General features: G+C 68.5%; 16 protein-coding genes and 1 tRNA gene. 4 read left to right on the top strand and 13 right to left on the bottom strand.

The window, feature by feature from the left end; translation table 11 throughout:
* Positions 1–10 precede the first annotated feature (10 nt).
* The 4 genes from NYO98_RS06475 to NYO98_RS06460 all read right to left on the bottom strand — a co-directional run bounded on the left by NYO98_RS06475 (position 11) and on the right by NYO98_RS06460 (position 5,197).
* Entirely contained in the window at positions 11–1,630 is a 1,620-nt protein-coding gene (locus tag NYO98_RS06475) for a S8 family peptidase (protein WP_268110736.1), read from the bottom strand.
* A 394-nt stretch (positions 1,631–2,024) separates the two neighbouring features.
* Positions 2,025–2,978, bottom strand: coding sequence for an FRG domain-containing protein (locus NYO98_RS06470; RefSeq protein WP_268110735.1), 954 nt, complete (start codon positions 2,976–2,978; stop codon positions 2,025–2,027).
* A gap of 96 nt (positions 2,979–3,074) precedes the next feature.
* Complete coding sequence (locus NYO98_RS06465) at positions 3,075–4,274, bottom strand: FRG domain-containing protein (RefSeq protein WP_268110734.1); 1,200 nt, start codon at positions 4,272–4,274, stop codon at positions 3,075–3,077.
* 563 nt (positions 4,275–4,837) lie between these two features.
* Entirely contained in the window at positions 4,838–5,197 is a 360-nt protein-coding gene (locus NYO98_RS06460; RefSeq protein ID WP_268110733.1) for a hypothetical protein, read from the bottom strand.
* A 1,947-nt stretch (positions 5,198–7,144) separates the two neighbouring features.
* Here NYO98_RS06460 and NYO98_RS06455 point away from each other — a divergent pair.
* From NYO98_RS06455 to NYO98_RS06445, 3 genes are all read left to right on the top strand, one after another.
* A complete protein-coding gene (locus tag NYO98_RS06455) occupies positions 7,145–7,924 on the top strand; it encodes a hypothetical protein (protein ID WP_268110732.1) in 780 nt (259 codons plus the stop codon).
* Positions 7,925–8,332: 408 nt separating this feature from the next.
* Complete coding sequence (locus tag NYO98_RS06450; protein ID WP_268110731.1) at positions 8,333–8,686, top strand: helix-turn-helix transcriptional regulator; 354 nt, start codon at positions 8,333–8,335, stop codon at positions 8,684–8,686.
* A 115-nt stretch (positions 8,687–8,801) separates the two neighbouring features.
* A complete protein-coding gene (locus tag NYO98_RS06445) occupies positions 8,802–9,890 on the top strand; it encodes a tyrosine-type recombinase/integrase (protein WP_268110730.1) in 1,089 nt (362 codons plus the stop codon).
* 80 nt (positions 9,891–9,970) lie between these two features.
* Here the strand turns inward: NYO98_RS06445 and NYO98_RS06440 are convergent.
* Positions 9,971–10,044: transfer RNA gene (locus NYO98_RS06440), tRNA-Pro, on the bottom strand.
* Positions 10,045–10,223: 179 nt separating this feature from the next.
* Between NYO98_RS06440 and NYO98_RS06435 the strand changes: the two genes are divergently transcribed.
* A complete protein-coding gene (locus NYO98_RS06435; protein ID WP_268110729.1) occupies positions 10,224–10,904 on the top strand; it encodes a M23 family metallopeptidase in 681 nt (226 codons plus the stop codon).
* A 12-nt stretch (positions 10,905–10,916) separates the two neighbouring features.
* Here the strand turns inward: NYO98_RS06435 and der are convergent, their stop codons facing one another.
* From der to NYO98_RS06395, 8 genes are read right to left on the bottom strand one after another with little or no spacing between them, the layout of a single operon-like run.
* Complete coding sequence (gene der / locus NYO98_RS06430) at positions 10,917–12,284, bottom strand: ribosome biogenesis GTPase Der (protein ID WP_268110728.1); 1,368 nt, start codon at positions 12,282–12,284, stop codon at positions 10,917–10,919.
* A gap of 6 nt (positions 12,285–12,290) precedes the next feature.
* Positions 12,291–13,040: a lysophospholipid acyltransferase family protein gene (locus tag NYO98_RS06425; RefSeq protein ID WP_268110726.1), complete on the bottom strand. Its 750-nt coding sequence runs from the start codon at positions 13,038–13,040 to the stop codon at positions 12,291–12,293.
* Positions 13,037–13,723, bottom strand: coding sequence for a (d)CMP kinase (cmk, locus tag NYO98_RS06420; protein ID WP_268110725.1), 687 nt, complete (start codon positions 13,721–13,723; stop codon positions 13,037–13,039). The genes NYO98_RS06425 and cmk overlap by 4 nt, the downstream gene beginning before the upstream one ends.
* Before the next feature lie 11 nt (positions 13,724–13,734).
* Positions 13,735–14,820, bottom strand: coding sequence for a prephenate dehydrogenase (locus NYO98_RS06415; RefSeq protein WP_268110724.1), 1,086 nt, complete (start codon positions 14,818–14,820; stop codon positions 13,735–13,737).
* Positions 14,813–15,190: a chorismate mutase gene (gene aroH / locus NYO98_RS06410; RefSeq protein ID WP_268110723.1), complete on the bottom strand. Its 378-nt coding sequence runs from the start codon at positions 15,188–15,190 to the stop codon at positions 14,813–14,815. The genes NYO98_RS06415 and aroH overlap by 8 nt, the downstream gene beginning before the upstream one ends.
* Before the next feature lie 55 nt (positions 15,191–15,245).
* Entirely contained in the window at positions 15,246–15,665 is a 420-nt protein-coding gene (locus tag NYO98_RS06405) for a VOC family protein (RefSeq protein WP_268110722.1), read from the bottom strand.
* Positions 15,666–15,705: 40 nt separating this feature from the next.
* Positions 15,706–16,521, bottom strand: a complete 816-nt coding sequence (locus tag NYO98_RS06400) for a helix-turn-helix domain-containing protein (RefSeq protein ID WP_268110721.1) — start codon at positions 16,519–16,521, stop codon at positions 15,706–15,708.
* Positions 16,522–16,569: 48 nt separating this feature from the next.
* Complete coding sequence (locus NYO98_RS06395; RefSeq protein ID WP_268110720.1) at positions 16,570–17,373, bottom strand: pseudouridine synthase; 804 nt, start codon at positions 17,371–17,373, stop codon at positions 16,570–16,572.
* Between the last annotated feature and the right edge of the window lie 3 nt (positions 17,374–17,376).

The following is a 17,376-nucleotide window of genomic DNA, read 5'->3' as shown; positions in this document are numbered from 1 at the left end:
TGGACTCCGATCAGACTGACTGGATGGCACGGACGAGGTCAACGAGCCCGTGTCCTTCGAAGTAGCGCTCGCGACCGAGAGGCGTCGCTGTGGAGGTGAAGATCTTCTTGACCTCGCGGGGCTTGCCGATGAACTCTCGACGGATGGACAGAAATGCGGCTATCGCCCCGGACACGTGCGGTGCGGCCATGCTGGTGCCGCTGTCCTCCATGTAGTCGGCGAAGGAGGTGTCTGCCGCTGCCTCGCCTAGAGCAACGGCTTGGACTGCCTCCGTCAACCGGACGCCTGCGCCGCATGACGTGATCCGCTCGCCAGGTGCCACAAGGTCCGGCTTCAGGCGCCCGTCACCGGTCGGGCCCTTGGAGGAGAAGTACGAGACGCCGTACATGTATGGAGAGTCGCGGTGGGTGGCTCCGACTGTGATGGCCTGCTCGGCGTTACCCGGGTCGTTGATGGTGTTCGACAAGCCGACCTTAGTGGGTCGTGTGCTGGACCCCACGGTTCCGTACCCGGTGTTGCCGGCGGCGGCGACGACGACGACCCCCGACTGGACGAGCCGGTCGACCTCCGCGCAGAGCGGGCTTTGCCCGCAGGCGAACATCTCCGCGTCGAACTCGTAGCCCACGCTGAGGTTGACCCCGTGGACGCGTAGAAGCTTCGGGTTGTCGTTGAGCTTCTCTCGGACGTACTCCAGGGCGCGTATGACGTCGCTGGATCGTCCCTCGCCGGACCCGTCGAGCACCTTCAAGCTGACCAGCCGACACTGCGGCGCTACACCATGCAAATGCTCGACGTCATCGAACCGCGTCACCAGCGCACTGGTCCGTTCCAGGTCGCCCAGGGCGTTCGGCCGGTCTACTCGTTCGAAGAGCCGTACTTGGCCGGCTTCGCCAGTAACTGGAGCAGACCCCGCGATGATCCCGGCCACGTGCGTTCCGTGACCGTATGCGTCGCTGAGGGCTGCCGCACGGTGACCCTCTATCCTACGGCTTCGTTCCTCCTTGGAGATGGCCTGATCATCCGGATCGGGGATTAGGGCCGGTTCCAATGGGATCCCGTCGAGTTCGGCACCTTCTGCCACAAAGCTGCGGTGCAGGTTCCGCACGCCTTCAGCATCGACAGTCTGATGTCCGTGGAAGTGAGGATGCTCGCCCTCTATGCCGGAGTCGATTACAGCCCAGACGATGCCGGTCCCTTCTGCCTCAAAGGAACGCCGCGCGGCGTTTGCCTTGATGGTCGGCAACGAGCGGTACACCGCGCTCCGAACCGGGAAGTCAGGCCACAGCTTGTAAATGGCCCGGAAGCGCATTGGGTCTCCCTCGGACTCTGCCGCCCTCACCAACGCTTGTTGTTCGTCCTGTTGCAGAAGCGCCTTGCACTCGTCCCAAGTCAGGCGACAGAGGTAGTAGGTGCGCGATATCTGCGTCGGATCGACGGCGCCATCTGCAACGAGCGCGTGGAGCTCTTTGAGGTCCGCGATCGCCCCGAGCAGGCCTTCGGTGTGCTGGAGATTAAGTTCGACGATGTACGGCCCCCGCCCACCAGGCTCCTCCTCGAGGCGCCACTCGCGGCGCTTCTCGTCGTCGTAAAGCGCAGAAGGCGTAAAGTTTCTGGCGAAGTGCTGGCCCACTCCATGGTGGGAAGGTACTTGCCTTTCCTGACCATGCAGAGGCACTTCGTCCGATCCCGAGTTCGCCACGGAGCCTCCTGAGATAATCACGCCAGAGTCGCCCGCTGGGCAGGCGTCCTGTCTATTCATAGCGCTCTGGTGCGCGCCCCGCCACCCGCTTTCTGGGGATAGAGTCGATCAGGGTTCGTCGCTGCGGGCGAGTTGGACGGCCTGTCGGCGAGCCACGAGACGTCCAGGTGCCACACACCGCGTTCGTAGGCCAAGTGTTCCAGTAGCGCCCGCGCACTCGGCGCAATCGGCCCGTGCACCTAGATGAGGGGCTCTCCGTTACCGGGCCCCTGGATGCCGCGGCCCCTTGGCAGGTCGCGGCCCGCGTACGTCGAGCGGGCTGGGGTCACGTCTCGACTGCTCGCCACGCCGCTCTCCCTTCGACAATCTCGTGCGTGATGGCGCTGTCGAGCACCCCCTTGAAGTCGTCGTCCGCAGCGCGCGGAAGTAGTGATCCACGTCGGTGTTTCGGAAAGTCGGGGTTCCAGAACGAAGATCGCCCGCTCTTCTTTTCGTCCACCAAGTGGAACTTGGCAACGAATCGATCGGCAAGGTACGGGTTCGCCTTGTCGAGGAGGTGTTTCCGCGTAAACTGTGAATTGCCAATGAGGAACCCCTCTTGGAGATGGGGCCTATCCATCTGAGGCGGGCACACGGCACTCAACCGGCAGGTGATCGGCTCCGAAAGCGGCTCTCGGTTGGGCCGAGGTACGAGGTCCATGAGGTCGGTGACGATGTCCGCTACGTCGTAGACGAACACGTAGCCTTCGTTGCGGCCACGAGCGCCCAGAGCGAAGGTGGCCGCGACCCGCAGCGAACTGGTTAAGTCGATCAGAGGCGTCGGCCACAATTCGTAATGCTGTATCACGGCCCAGGGGGCGATTCGAAGCCTCATCCCGTCCCGTTGCTGGAAGCCATCGAACGGCGCATGGCGTGGTAGTTCCCCAGCGAGCAACTGACGCATGAGGCCGCTCAGCGGTCCGAGTTGAGCCCAGTAGTAGTCACGGTCGATGGTCAGGTCGACCCGGCTTTGACTCCCGGGAACCGCCCAAGTGTCGCGCAACAACGTGGGGCGAGGCTCAAGGTCTTGGGTCTGGCCACGAAACAGAAGGGTCGTGTTCTTGTTCATGACGTTGAGGAAGGCCACGACGCGAAACAGTTGACGAAACGAGTGCACGGTGTGGGTCCACATGTCCTCGATCTCGCGCGGGAACTGCTTGGTAGCGCCCAAGTATGCCGGCTTAGAAGTTTCCCAGGCGCGCCAAGTCTTGACGCCGTAGACTTTGCCTTGATCGTCCATTGATGCCCCCTTGGTCGTCGAGTGCCGGCGCGGCTCGTGCTGTATGACGTTTTCGACTTGAGACTCAGGTCACCGGAACATCGTTCTGCTTCCCGCTCAACGCACGGTGATGGTCTCGTAACCCCGGTGGCTACGCTGCAGACCTGGGAATGGGTACCGCCACTGGATCTGGTAGGTGTCGCCGCGGAGCAGCCATCGCTGAGTGCCCGGCTCCCTGGGAACAGGGTGCCCGTAAAGGATGCCGTTCGGGTCGGGGGTGGTGGTCGAGGTGAGCTCGGAGATGACCGCCTCCAGGTCAACGGCGTAGTCGAGCCCCGTCATTAGCGTCGCCTCATTGGGCGAGGTGAATCGGTACGCCGCAAAGCTGCCAGCCTCGTCGAAGAACATCTGAACCGGCGTCTGCTCAAACAGGGGAATGCGTCCGGCCAACCAAATGGCCACCTGACTCGGCAGCGCCGTCTCTAAGGTGGCATGCAGGCTTCTCAGCACGGCCAGCGGCCACCACGCGAAGGCGTCGTCGGACGCGAGCAGCAGCGATCGGTCGACGAACGCCTCGCAGTCGCGGGCGTCGATGACGAACCGCTCCAAGTGACGCCGCAGGTGCCGCGAACCACGGAGGTCAAACGGGAGGTCTCGGAGCCGCACCTTCTCCGCGGCGCCGAGCGTCATGATCCAGGCGTGCTGCCTCTCCGCACGCACGCTGTTCTCGTGCGCGATACCTGCTGCCTTGAGCGGGGTCGGCGCGCCTGCCCGCCCGTAGACCTTCTTCACGACGCGCTCCAGGTCCAGCCGGTACAGCACTCGCTGCGGGATGGCCCCGGGTGATGCATCCGCGGCGAAGTGCAGCGCCACGGATAGGTGGTCGGTGAGATCGAGGGCTGCCGTGGGGAAGCCGTAGTGCTGCGGCCAGCCGATGGACCGGAAGGCGTCGCCGGTCCGCATCCGCCAAGCCCACACCGCCAGGTTCGACGCCTCGTCGAGCAGCGACAGCTCGTGCCCGTCGAACTGCCGCTCAATCCGGGCGCGGCTCGGGGTGCTCGCCGGATAGACGCCGGCCTCACCGCGATACAGGTACTTGGGCACCTCCGAGGTTCCGCTCAGCCCAGGGTGATCCCATCTTCGTGGGCGGAAGGCCACCGGCAGGGTGGTAGACCACGACGGGTCTTCCCAGTGGTGGCGAAAGGTTGCTTCGGCGTCGCCGCCCAGGCGGTCTGACAGCTCGGCGAACGAGCCGAACTGCAGCCGTTCGGCGCGATACTTGGCCCTTCCCGTGACCGGCTGGACGTTCTTACCCATCGTCGGTGCCCCCAGGTAGCCATGACCGGTATCGGCTCACCGAGTCGATACCGATCTATGAAACCTCGACCGACATTCTATCCACGGTGTACCTCCAAACTCTGTCCGGAAGAACGTCCTGTCAAGGCTCTGCACGGAAGTTGACGACTCCGGCAATTCACCTGGCGAGAGCGGGGTCAGCCCGACGCGGCGACGCACTCCTGGAATCCCATCCACGAGCGTGGGCTTGACGTCCTCCCCTCCCATGCCGACCAGTCGGCGGGGCAGCATGACATCGACCGGCAAGTAGCCCGCATCGAGTAGCGTGCACTCCGATCCGTTCCGTTCCAGTCCAGAAGACGAACCGTCGCGACGCAACCTAGAAGCGCAAGACCGCCTATCCCTCGATCTTGCTCAGGTGCGTCACTCCGCCGCAAGTCGGGCAGATGTTGCTACGACCGCCATGTGCCGCTGCGCCGGCGCGCGCGTTCTAAGCCCTCGTGCTTCCATGGTGGCAGAAGGACGTTAGTCGCTATTCGGCACGTCCGCTTTGGCGCCGTGGCACCCGCTGCGGGCCAGCGACATCAAAATACCCATGTAAGGACGAACCCATGGTCGGTGGCGGTCAGCACGGTGACAACGGGTCCAGCCCGCGTGCCGACTCCCCAGGTGACGGGTGGGCGGAGGACCTTGAGAATTTCGTACGCGGCAGAGTAAATCGAGTTCAGACGGCGGCTCAGTTCTGGTTGGGCACCATGACGACCCTGCTGGGCGTTTTCAGCGCGCTGATCGTCTTCAATGGCGGACAGTCGCTCGCCGAGCTTCCTGTCGGCACGCCAGTCCGGATCGTGTTGTACCTGGCGACGGTAACGATTTACTGCTGCGCCTTCGGCGCCGTAGTGCTCGGTGCCCGAGCCACCTTCGGAGGTCTGACTCTCACGCACGGATCTGAGCAGGCGACCCGAACGCCGCTCCGGTGGGTGGCGAGCAAGTGGAGCCCAGACTCGATGGACGATCCGAACGATTTTGGATGGCGGGAGTTCCGTGACCACCAGACGGCTCGCGCGGACCAACTCCGAACCCATTTACATCGATCGCGGGCTCTCGGTGTCCTAGCCATTCTGCTTGCAGGGCTGCTTGCCCTAGTCGTGCTAGCGATTGGTGCCTTCGCTGACCAAACCGTGGCCAGGACATACGTCGTAGTCGTCCATGACGGCAAGGTGAGCTGTGGCGCTATCGGGATGTCCGAGACGGGTCGTACGACAATCGGGGGAAGGGTCGTTGAAGGGGTTCGCCAGCTCGTACCTGTTGCCCATTGCTGAGTTCAGCGGCTCAACGAGATGGGCACCTGACCCAGTTCATTGTGTCCAACTCGCCAGCGGCAGGGTCTGCTCGAGCGGCTCGACCTGGTCCCTTGTGGCGGCCGGGCCCGTCCCCTCTGATGCGGATACGCCTTCGAGCGATTCACGTTTCCCAAGGGTCGGCTTTTCCTAGGCTCGGCGCCCTGCGCGGTGTCGGAGGTGGTCAGGCCGAACCTGCCCCATTGCGCCGCGACCGTAGTGGGCGGCTGGGCGAGTTCGTGCGCCCCACGAACAGCCACGCCTAGGCAGACTCCGTCGACTCGGCTCTGGAGTCGTCCACGCAAGGCATTCGCGCCGTCAAGGTCAGCCTCGTCGTGATCGGCGTCACCGCCCTCGCCCAGGGCCAACTGGTCCTGGTGGCGGGTCGGTGGCGCTGCTGGCCGACACCGGCCGGACTCCCTGTAACCATCTACATTGATGATGCGCGAGGTGATGTGTACAGCATTACCTTCCGACATGCGCCTAATCCAACTGCTGTTAGCGTTTTCGCTAGCCCTAGTTCTGTCGGCGGGCAGCACGGCTCAAGCCCGAGTTGCGGCGCCCTACGCAGCGGCGCCTACACGCCTGTCCGCGACGCCCGTGACAGTCGATCCTGGCGAGTGCGGGTATTCCCTGATCACCGTAGAGCCGGATCCAGCGTATGCAGGGAGATTTTGGGGGGTCGTGGATGTCCGTGATCCACAGAATGTGTCCGTTTTCGGGGGGATCATCAGTGACGCATACGCAGAAAGCTTCCGGATGCCGCTGTGTGCATCCTCATCGTTGGAGGGCGCTTACACCGTCACGCTGCGCTGGGAAGCTTTGGGTCTCAAGCAGCCTGACCTAAAGGTCACGATCACGTTCACGGTGAACGAGGCGCCGGTGACTGCGCCTCCCCCTGCCCCGATTGCGGACGACTGTGTAACAAGGGGCGAATATCGGAGCGCGTCTGTCGGCATGCCCCGATCGAAGGTCGAGCGCACGTTCGGTGTCTCCAGATCACGGTCCTGGCGCTCTACAACTCACACCTTCACGCTCTCCTACAAGGCTTGTGACACGTCAAAAAGGGTCCTGGTCATGTATCGCCATACATACCGATCTGCCATGATCGCCAAGGCGCTGATCTCCAAGTCCTGACCCAAAGTGTGCCAATTGGTGGCCCGCCTGAGACTGAGCTAGGTGACATCTGAGCTGTGGCGCCATGCGAAGCTGCAGCCTTCGGCTGCATGACACGGTTCGCCACTCGGCCAGCTTGGGGCTGGTGTCAGCTGACCACCCCTCCTCAGCGTCACTGCGCCGCTTGATGGCGCCCCATGATTCACCCCATTTGCGCGAGCGGTCACCGGCGTGACCGTTCCCTGCATCGTGCTCTCCGGCGAGGACGGCACGATCGACCCCGCGGCCGCAGGGGACTGAAGGTTAGGACGGCTCGCAAGCGAAGTCCCGATTTTGCTGCGGTGCGAGTCCGGGACGGGGAAGGATTCGAATGCTGACCGATTTCGGCCCCAGCGGCGCCATGTCGCCCGCCACCTTCCTGACACAAGGATCTCGATGACTTCCCGCACCGTCGCAGCGATGCTCGCTGCCGCCACCCTCACCTTGACCAGCTGCGCCTCGGGTACCTCCGAGTCCGACACCAAGGCCAGCCCTACCGCGGAGGCCAGCGCCGAGGGCAGCCCGTCGCAGGCCATCGAGACCCCGGTCGAGTCCCCGGCGCTGATAGAGGGGGCCAAGGACAAGAGGGGCAAGTACAAGGTCGGCACCCGCGACTCCCTCGGCGGGATCGTCTCCTGGGACGTCCAGCCCGGACCGGGACTCAACAAGGCCCTGGCCAAGAAGCTGGGCACGAAGGCCGACGCGTTCCTCACTGAGCACGTGATGCGCGAGGACCGCTGGGTCGGCAGCCACCAGATCAAGGCCGGCGAGCTCGACGCCCTGAGGCGGAAGGTCACGCCGCAGCTGTACGCCAAAATCGAGAAGGCGATGCTCTGGGTCGACGGCATCAACTCCAAGTACGACCACGACCTCAGCAAGGTCCCGGGCAAGCTGAACAAGCGCGTCGAAGAGGCCGGACGCATCGGCGGTCACTTCATGCTCGCCACCGACATCGTCGAGGGCGGCACCGGCCGTGCTCGCTACGAAATCACCCGCAAGGTCGCCTGGGTCCCCTCCGACGGCGTCGCCAAGGGTTTGCCCAACACGTGGGTCTATGTGAAGACGCGCAAGGAGAACTACACCGGCACCGGTCGCGAGTTCGCCGTGTGGCAGGCCTGGAAGAAGGTCGACGGCGAGTGGCGTATCGCCACGTCGGGCTGGAGCCCGCGTGCCTGAGCCAGGTGTATGCATTCATTGTCCCTAGCCGGGGGGACAGACCTCGCGCCGCCGCGGCTACAGAGTCGTCCGAAGCAGCCGCGTCCTCTTTCTTGCGATCGAACACGAACGGCGGAATCGGGAGCGCGGTCTAGCCAGGCCGCCGCCCGCGTCTGTCGCTATCCGCTCAGGCGTTGAGGTGACCCATTCCGCCGCTAATCGGCCACCCGACTGGGCTGGAAGACGATCGTTCCGCACAGCCGGGCTGTGGCGCGTGCTGTGGTGTCGCAGCCACGTCGCACCTCCGGATGGCCAGTACCCGCCGATTCGACTAGAGGTGCCGGCGATCCCATCGACGCGCAGATGCAAGGCCCTCGCCGACCCATTCCATAACTCCTCTGTGGTCCGCCTTCTCCACAGGCGCAGTGGTTGCTGGCGCACACCTTCTGTGAAGAGGGCAATCCTGTCCTTGTCACGACGAAGGAGCACATGATGAGCAGCACGTCCGAGACCAGCATGGAAGGCGACATCCTCACCATCGACCAGGCGGCCGCCTACCTCACGATTTCGAAGGCAACGCTCTACACCTGGCGGACCCGGCGCGTCGGTTTCGGCCCGCGGGCGGTGAAAGTCGGCGGGTGCCTTCGCTACCGCCGGTCCGACCTGGACGCCTGGGTGGCCGAGCACCTCGAGACGATCGACGACGTGGCAGCGATGGCCCAGCAGCGGGCAGGTGACGGGGTATCGCTGTCCCGAGCCAGCGGGCCGCGTCGCGCGGGCTGACGGCATGGGACGGGGACGACCGCCGACCGCAGTCGGGACGTGGGGCGCGATCCGCACCTCCCGCGTCCGTGAGGGGGCCTATCGCTCGCGGACCCGGGTCAGGGACACGGACGGCGTGACGCGTCAGGTGACCGCCACTGGGACGACCGGCGCCGCGGCGGAGCGTGCTCTGCGGCAGAAGCTCGTGGATCGCCGCGCACCGACGCAACAAGGCATCACCGCCGACACCACGATGACGAAGCTGGCTGCCCACTGGCTCGCCTTCCTGCGCGAAGAAGGTCGCATCGAGGCCACGACGGTCAACGAGTACGAGCGCGTCCTCGCCAACGTGGTGCTCCCCGAGCTGGGCGGCTTGCGCCTTCGTGAGCTGACCACGAGCCGCCTCGACGTCTTCCTCGTCCGGCTCCGGTCGATCAGTACCAGCCGTCAGCGCAAGGCGAAGGTGGTGCTGAGCGCGATGCTGGGCCTAGCTGTCCGCCACGACGCCTTGACCGTGAACCTCGTTCAGCAGACATCACGTGTCCACCGCCAGAGGTCGGAACCTCGATCGTTGACGCTCGCCGACCTCGTCGGTGTCCGCGAAGCCCTCCGGGCGTGGGCGGCCAAAGAACGGCCCGGGCCGAAGGCATCAAGCGACTTGGCCGACATCATCGACCTGATGCTGGCCACCGGCGCTCGGATCGGTGAGGTCCTTGCCGTGCGCTGGGCCGACGTCGAACTCAACGCCACGCGCCCGAGTCTCACCATCAAGGGCACGATCAAGACCGAGGCCGGCAAGGGCACCTACCGAAAGGCCAGCCCGAAGTCGGACGCCAGCGTGCGGACAGTCGTCCTACCGGGTTTCGCCATCGCAGTCCTCGAGCGCCGTCGTGCTTCAGCGCCCGGGGACCCGAACGCCCCAGTGTTCCCAACACGCAATGGCACCTGGCAACAGGTCAACAACGTCGAGCGCCGCTGGCGACAGGTGCGCAAGGACACCGGCCTCGAATGGGTCACGCCTCATACGTTCCGCAAGACGGTGGCGACCCTCATCGCCGAGCGGGTCGATGCCGAGACCGCCTCGCAGCAACTCGGCCACTCCTCCCCCGCCATCACACGCGAGTTCTACATCTCCAAGCCAGCGATCGCTGCCGATGTCGCACATGTCCTCGACGAGTTGGCCGCCTCACCTGATCCCGGCACCGGCCGGATACTTGGCGAATAAGTGGTGAATAGGCCGTTTTGGTTCAAATGACGAACCGGCTCTGACTCAGCGTTTCCGCTGGTCAGAGCCGGTTCTCTCGGTCGGGCTGACAGGATTTGAACCTGCGACCCCTTGACCCCCAGTCAAGTGCGCTACCAAGCTGCGCCACAGCCCGAGTGCTCCCGGCGCGAGGCCTTCGGAGCGAGGGGAACACTACCGCAGGGTCTCCGTGGTCATGGAATCGACCCACCTGAGGGGCGCGGCCCTAGTCCGAGTGAGCCATTTGTCGCCGAACCCGACAAGCGCGAGCCACCGCGGTCCGACCATGGGTCGTCTACCTCTGGGGGTTTCCTGATGCGAGCTGTGCCGCGCCTCGGCCCGGTGGTCGCCGCGATCGCGGCGATCGTCGGGCTCGGTCTCGTCGCGCCCGCCGCCCATGCCGCGCCCGAGGCGGTCGTGCGCGAGGACGTCGGGGAGGCGGAGGCCGCCGCCGAGGCCGCTGCCCTGGCCGAGCAGCTCGCCGAGCGTCAGCAGTCGCTGATGAGCCTCAACCGGGCCGCCGACGCCCGTGACCGGGCGCTGATCGGCTACCGCGCCGTCCTGGCGCGCTACGGCTACCACGGCGACCCGGAGGCGGTGAGCGCCGTCCTGCCGCTGGCGTCGTACGACCTCTCGGCCGGCTTCGGGCTGACCGGCCCGCTGTGGGAGGCCGAGCACGGCGGCCAGGACTTCAGCGCGTACGCCGGGGAGCCTCTGGTCGCGCTCGCCGACGCCGTCGTCACCGAGGTGGCGTACGCCGGTCCGTACGGCATGCGCACGATCCTCACGCTCCCCGACGGCACGGAGGTCTGGTACTGCCACCAGACCGACACGTCCGTCGTCGCCGGGCAGCAGGTCGGCATCACGGACGTGATCGGCAGCGTGGGCACCACCGGCAACTCCACCGGCCCGCACCTCCACCTCGAGGTCCGTCCGGCGGGTGGCAGCCCGGTCGACCCGATGGACTGGCTGCGCGACCAGGGGCTCGACCCCTGACGCGCGCGTGGGTCAGCGCTTGCGCTTCTCCCGCGGCTTCTGCTGGATCACGATGGGCGTGCCGACGAAGCCGAACTCCTCGCGCAGGCGCCGCTCGATGAACCGCTCGTAGGCCGCGTCGAGCTTGCCGCTGGTGAAGAGCACGAAGGTCGGCGGGGCCGTCGACGGCTGGGTGGCGAACAGGATCCTCGGCTGCTTGCCGCTGCGCACCGGGTGCGGGTGCTCGGCGACCAGGCGACCGAGGAAGGTGTTGAGCGCGCCGGTGCCGATGCGGGTCTCCCAGCCCTCGAGCGCCTTGTCGATCGCCGGGACGAGGCGGTCGACGTGCCAGCCGGTGCGGGCGGTGAAGTTGATGCGCGGCGCCCACTTCAGCTGGACGAGGTCGCGCTCGATCTCCCGCTCGAGGTAGTAGCGGCGCTCCTCGTCGACGAGGTCCCACTTGTTGAAGGCGATGACCATGGCACGGCCGGCGTCGCGGATCGTCTGGATGATCCGCATGTCCTGCTCGGAGACCGTCTCGCTGGCGTCGAGCACCAGCACCGCCACCTCGGCGCGGTCGATCGCCGTGGTGGTGCGCAGCGAGGCGTAGTACTCGTGGCCCGACGCCTGGTTGACGCGCTTGCGGATGCCCGCGGTGTCGATGAAGCGCCAGGTGCGGTCACCGAGCTGGATCAGCTCGTCGACGGGGTCGACCGTGGTGCCGGCGGCGTTGTCGACGACGACCCGGTCCTCCTTGGCCAGCATGTTGAGCAGCGACGACTTGCCGACGTTGGGCTTGCCGACGATCGCGATGCGGCGCGGGCCGCCGACCTCCTCGAAGGACTCCTCCGGCGTCTCCGGCAGCGCCGCGAGGATCGCGTCGAGCATGTCGCCGGACCCGCGTCCGTGCAGGGCGGAGACCGCGAACGGCTCGCCGAGGCCGAGGTTCCACAGGCCGTAGGCCTCGGCCTCGGTGCGCTGGTCGTCGACCTTGTTGGCGGCGAGCACGACCGGCTTGCCCGACCTGCGAAGGATGCGTACGACGGCCTCGTCGGCGTCGGTGATCCCGACGGTCGCGTCGACGACGAACAGCACCGCGTCGGCCAGCGAGACGGCCACCTCGGCCTGGCCGGCGATCCGCTCGGCCAGACCGCGGGCGTCGGGGTCCCAGCCGCCGGTGTCGACGACGGTGAAGGCGCGGCCGTTCCAGTTGGCGTCGTAGGAGACGCGGTCACGGGTCACGCCCGGGCGGTCCTCGACGACGGCCTCGCGGCGGCCGATGATGCGGTTGACGAGGGTGGACTTGCCCACGTTGGGTCGACCGACGACCGCCAGGACCGGGGTGGGGCCGGTCGGCTCGTCGGTGGACGCGGCCTGGACGCCGGCGTCGTGCTCAGTCATGGGTGATCACAGCTCTCTGGATGGCTCGACGAGCCCGGTGTCGGGGTCGTCCTCGGATTGTCCCGCAGGAAGCGGCCCGGGCAAGGATCGGCGCGTCTCGGCGAGCGCGGAGGCCAGCTCGGACAGCAGGTGCCCCCGGAGCAACACCGACGTGGCGGCCACGTGTTCCCGGGTGCGGGGCCAGGGCTGCTGTGTCGTCCGCCACGGCCGCCCGAAGACCAGGTCGACGGCATCACCGCGCGCCGGGACCGCGTTGCGCCCGCCCCCGCGCTGCCGGGTGCCGATCATCGTGACGGGCACGACCGGGGCGCCGGTGACGAGGGCGAGGTAGGCGGCGCCGTGGTGGAAGCGGTGCAGCTCGCCGTCACCGCGGGTGCCCTCGGGGAAGATGCCGGCCACTCCCCCGTCCCGCAGCACGCGCAGGCACGACCGGATCGCCCCCGGGTCGGCGTGGAACCGGTCGAGCGGGATCTGCCCGGACGCGCGCAGGAACCGCCCGAGCCGGCCCTCGAACATCTCCTGCTTGGTCAGCGCGTGGACGGGCCGGGGCGAGAAGATCGCGAGGAACGGCCCGTCGACGATCCCGATGTGGTTGCTCGCCAGGATCACCCCGCCGGACGCGGGCACGCGCTCGCCGTGGTGCACGCCCACGGGCCACCGGGTGCGGACCAGCCGTGCGGCGGCGGGCCGCAAGAGGTGCAGCAGCCGGGTCGGGGGGTGCTCGTCGGCGCTGGCAGGCAGGTCCGCCCGGGTCACGCTCGCCGTTCCTGCGCCAGCTCGACGATCCGGTCGATGACCTCGGCGAGGCTCAGGTGCGTGCTGTCGACGTGGACCGCGCCCTCGGCCATCGTCAGCGGCGCGGTGGCCCGGCCGGAGTCGATCCGGTCCCGCTCGAGGAGGGACTGCTGGGTGCTGGCGACGTCGGTGCCGCCCTGCTCGGCCGTACGACGCTGCGCGCGGGCGTCGGGGTCGGCGCTGAGGTAGACCTTGACCTCCGCCTGGGGCCACACGACCGACCCGATGTCGCGGCCCTCGACGACGATCCCGCCGCTCCCGATGGCCTCGCGCTGGAGGTCGAGCAGGCGCGCGCGCACCTCCGGCACGGCGCTGACCGGGCTCACGGCGGCGTTGACGTCGTCGCCACGGATCTCGACCGAGACGTCGATCCCGTCGACCGTGATGGTAGGCGCCAGCGGGTCGGTGCCGGACTCGATGACCGGCCGGCCGGCGGCCGCGGCCACCGCCGCGGTGTCGCCGACGTCGATGCCCTCGCGCAGCAGCCACCAGGTCATGGCCCGGAACATCGCCCCGGTGTCGAGGTAGCGCAGGCCCAGCCGGTCGGCCACGCCGCGTGAGGTGCTCGACTTCCCGGACCCGGACGTGCCGTCGACGGCGATGACGAGGGACCCGGTCTGCGCGGTGCTGTCGGCGGTGCTCACGGGCGAGAAGGTTACCGGTGGGTCGTCCAGCCGCGGGATTCGAGAGCGGCGAGCAGCCGCTCGGCGCTGCCCCGCTCGACGACGAGCTCGGTGAGGCCGACCGGGCGCCCGGGGTCGTGGTCGATGTGCACGTCCTCGATGTTCACGCCGATCTCGCCGGCGTCGCCGAACAGGCGGGCGAGCTCGCCCGGGTGGTCGGGCACCGCGACGAAGACCGAGCGTGTCGGCCGCGCGGGTCCACCGTGCTTGCCGGGGATCGCAGCCGTGCCCGCGTTGCCGCGGGTGAGGATCTCGACGAGGTCGGGGCCGGCGTCGGAGGCGACCGCGGTCATCAGGGCGTCGAGGTCGGCGCGGACCTCGGCCAGGAGGTCGAGCACGGCCTCGGAGTTGGCCTCGAGGATCTGCTGCCACAGCGCCGGGTCGCTGGCCGCGACACGCGTGACGTCGCGGACGCCCTGGCCCGACAGGGCGAGGTGCTCGGCGGGAGCCGCCGCCAGTCGTCCCGCGACGAGCACGGCCGCGAGGTGGGGCAGGTGGGAGATGCGGGCGACCGCCCGGTCGTGCTCCCCCGGCTCCATCACCAGCGGCGCGGCGCCGCACTCCAACACCAGGGCCTCCACGAGGCGTACGGCGTCGGGGCTCGCGTGCGGGTGCGGCGTGACCGCCCACGGGCGGCCGTCGAAGAGGGCGGCGCTGGCGGCGAGGGGACCGGAGCGCTCGCTCCCGGCCATGGGGTGCGAGCCGACGTAGCGGGCCAGGTCGTGCGCGGCCACGCGGCCGGCCACCTCCTCGTACGGCGCGGCCTTGACGCTGCCGACGTCGGTGACGACGGCACCGGTGCGCCCCAGGGCGTCGACGATGGCGTCGCCGACCGCGGCGGGCGGCACGGCCACCACCACCAGCTGCGGCCGGTCGTCCGGCGTCGCGGCGCGCCCCGCGCCGAGCCCGTGGGCGGTGCGCAGGTTCTCCTCGGAGGTGTCGCGGAGCACGACCTCGATGCCGAGCCGGCTGCACACGAGGGCGATCGACGTGCCGATCAGACCGGCGCCGACGACCTCCACGGGCCCGGTCAGGGCCGGCAGGTCGTCGTCAGTCATGGCTGGTGGTCCGGGTGAGGTCGCGGCGCAGGTTGGCCGCGCCGTGCAGGTAGGCGTGGGTGATCTCCGAGCGCGGCAGGTCGGTCTCCACGTGCGCCATCAGCCGGACCACGCGCGGCATCGAGCCCTCGATCTCCAGCTCGCGCGCGCAGACCAGCGGCACGTCGGAGAAGCCCAGCTGGCGGGCGGCGTAGGCCGGGAACTCGCTGACCAGGTCGCTGGTCGCGGTGAAGATGATCGAGATGAAGTCGTCGACCTCGAGGCCGTTGGCCTCCATCACGTCGGTGACGAGCTCCGCGACCCGGTCCAACATGTGCTCGCGGGTGTCCTCCTCGAGCTGGGTCGCCCCGCGCACTGCCCTGACTGCCACGGGAGAACCCTAGGCCAGCACGCGGACCCGACCGGGCGCGGTCTCGTCAGTCGGGTCACGCCGGCTGGTAGCTCCCGAACGACCAGTGGTTGCCCTCCGGGTCCTGCACGCTGCCGCCACGGCCGCCGTAGTCCTGGTCGACCATCGGCTGGACCACCGTCGCACCGGCGGCGACCGCCGCCTCGAAGACCGCGTCGGGGTCGGGGGTGACGAGGTACGCCGCCGCCGGGCCGGTGCCGGTGAGCACGCCGCCGGGGCGCTCGGAGCCGAACATGATCCCGCCGCCGCCCGGCCATGCCCACTCGGCGTGCACGACGACGCTCGGGTCCTGCTCGTCGCGGTAGGTCGCGTGCTCGGTGAAGCCGATGGCTGCGAGCCACGCCGACATCGCGTCGGCGTCGCGCACGGAGAACGTGTGCCACAGCGTGGTGGTGGAGACGTCGACCTGGTCGGCCTTCTCGGCGTTGTCCAGCATGGGTTCCCTCCCCGGTCGGCCGGTCGGTCCGGCCGTCACCTCAGGCTGCCCCGTGGTGCTCCCCCGTGGCTTGGACGATCGGGAACTCCCGGCGCAGCCACTCGGTGGGGCTGCACCCGGCGAAACCGGTCCACTCGCGGGCGAGGTGCGCCTGGTCGGCGTACCCGGTCTCGGCGGCGACGGTGGCGACCGACACCTCGCCCGCCAGCGCGGCCCGGCGCAGCCGGGCGTGCGCCCGGGAGAACCGTGCGAGCCGCTGGAAGGTCTTGGGGGTGACACCCACCTCGTCGTGGACGAGCGTGCCCAGGCGTCGTCTGCTGTAGCCGACGTCGCCGGCCGTCGCTGCCACGGGCACGCCCCGCGTCAGGAGGGCCATCGCCCGGGCGACCTCGGGCCGGAGCGACGGCGCCTCGTGACGGCGTACGGCGTCGAGGAGGGCGTGCTGGAGCACCTCGAGGCGGGCCTCCCAGGAGGCCTCCCCGGCCAGCCGCTCGGGGAGGTCGGCGAGTACCGGGGCGACGTCGGCGAGACCGACGAGCCGGCCCGCGAGGGCGCTCGCCGGGACGCCCCACACGGCGCGGGCGCCGGCCGGGGTGAGGCTCAGCTGGATGCCCCGCTGGTGGTCACCGTGGTGCACGGCCGCGGCGGTGGTGTGGAGGCCCGAGACCGACGTCCAGCCGACGGTCCGGCTGGCGGGGTCGCCGTCCCACGCCACGGTGAGCGGCTCGTCGAGCGGGAGCACGAAGGTCAGGCCGGTCGACGGCATCCCGATGTGGACGCCCGGTCCGGCGAACGCGACGTCGTAGGCCACGACCGAGCGGACGTAGGGCGCCAGCGCGGGGTGCACGGCGGCCATGCCGTCACCGTACGCCGGAAACCGCCGCCGCGGTTGCGGGCGCAGTGCTCAGAGCCGGGCGCTGTCCATCAGCTCACCCAGCTCGGCGACCGTCAGCTCGCGCATCTCCCCCGACCGCAGGCGCGCGAGGGTGACCGGCCCGATCTGGGTGCGGGTGAGCCGCCGGACCGGGTGGCCGACGTGCGCCAGCAGGCGCCGCACGATGCGGTTGCGGCCCTCGTGGATGGTGAGCTCGACGATCGAGCGCTTGCTGCCCTCGCGTCGCGGGTCGCCGCCGAGCACCCGGGCGTGGGTGACCGTGACCGGGCCGTCCTCGAGCGTCACGCCGGCGAGCAGCTCGCGGACCGTGCGGACGTGCACCTCGCCGTCGACCTCCGCGACATAGGTCTTGTCGACCTCGTGGGAGGGGTGGGCGAGGTGCTGGGCGAAGTCGCCGTCGTTGGTGAGGATGATCAGTCCCTCGGTGTCGGTGTCGAGCCGGCCGACGTGGAAGAGCCGCTCGGGCCGCTCGGCGACCAGGTCGCCGATCGTGCGCCGGCCCTCGGGGTCGGACATCGTCGAGACGACGCCGCGCGGCTTGTTGAGCACGAGGTAGACCTTGTCGCTGATCGGCGGGAGCCGCTTGCCCTCGACCCGGATCACGGCGGCTCGCGGGTCGACCTTGGTGCCGAGCCGGGTGACGACCTCGCCGTCGACCTCGACGAGGCCGTCGAGCATGAGCTCCTCGCACTTGCGACGACTGGCGACACCCGACTGGGCGAGCAGCTTCTGGAGACGGATCAGGCCGTCCTCGTCGGTGTCGGGACGCTGCGAGGCGGGCTGGTCGTTGTCGGGGGCGTCGTGCGGCTTCATGCG

The sequence above is a fragment of the Nocardioides pini genome (assembly GCF_026712185.1).
Taxonomy (GTDB): Bacteria; Actinomycetota; Actinomycetes; order Propionibacteriales; family Nocardioidaceae; genus Nocardioides; species Nocardioides pini.
This window is presented reverse-complemented; position numbering and strand designations above follow the sequence as displayed.

Bases quoted from the DNA above. Each gene is read 5' to 3' on its own strand.
- NYO98_RS06470 (WP_268110735.1), bottom strand. From the start codon at position 2,978: ATGGACGATCAAGGCAAAGTCTACGGCGTCAAGACTTGGCGCGCCTGG.
- NYO98_RS06465 (WP_268110734.1), bottom strand. From the start codon at position 4,274: ATGGGTAAGAACGTCCAGCCGGTCACGGGAAGGGCCAAGTATCGCGCC.
- NYO98_RS06455 (WP_268110732.1), top strand. From the start codon at position 7,145: ATGACTTCCCGCACCGTCGCAGCGATGCTCGCTGCCGCCACCCTCACC.
- NYO98_RS06435 (WP_268110729.1), top strand. From the start codon at position 10,224: ATGCGAGCTGTGCCGCGCCTCGGCCCGGTGGTCGCCGCGATCGCGGCG.
- der (WP_268110728.1), bottom strand. From the start codon at position 12,284: ATGACTGAGCACGACGCCGGCGTCCAGGCCGCGTCCACCGACGAGCCG.
- NYO98_RS06415 (WP_268110724.1), bottom strand. From the start codon at position 14,820: ATGACTGACGACGACCTGCCGGCCCTGACCGGGCCCGTGGAGGTCGTC.
- NYO98_RS06405 (WP_268110722.1), bottom strand. From the start codon at position 15,665: ATGCTGGACAACGCCGAGAAGGCCGACCAGGTCGACGTCTCCACCACC.
- NYO98_RS06400 (WP_268110721.1), bottom strand. From the start codon at position 16,521: ATGGCCGCCGTGCACCCCGCGCTGGCGCCCTACGTCCGCTCGGTCGTG.
- NYO98_RS06395 (WP_268110720.1), bottom strand. From the start codon at position 17,373: ATGAAGCCGCACGACGCCCCCGACAACGACCAGCCCGCCTCGCAGCGT.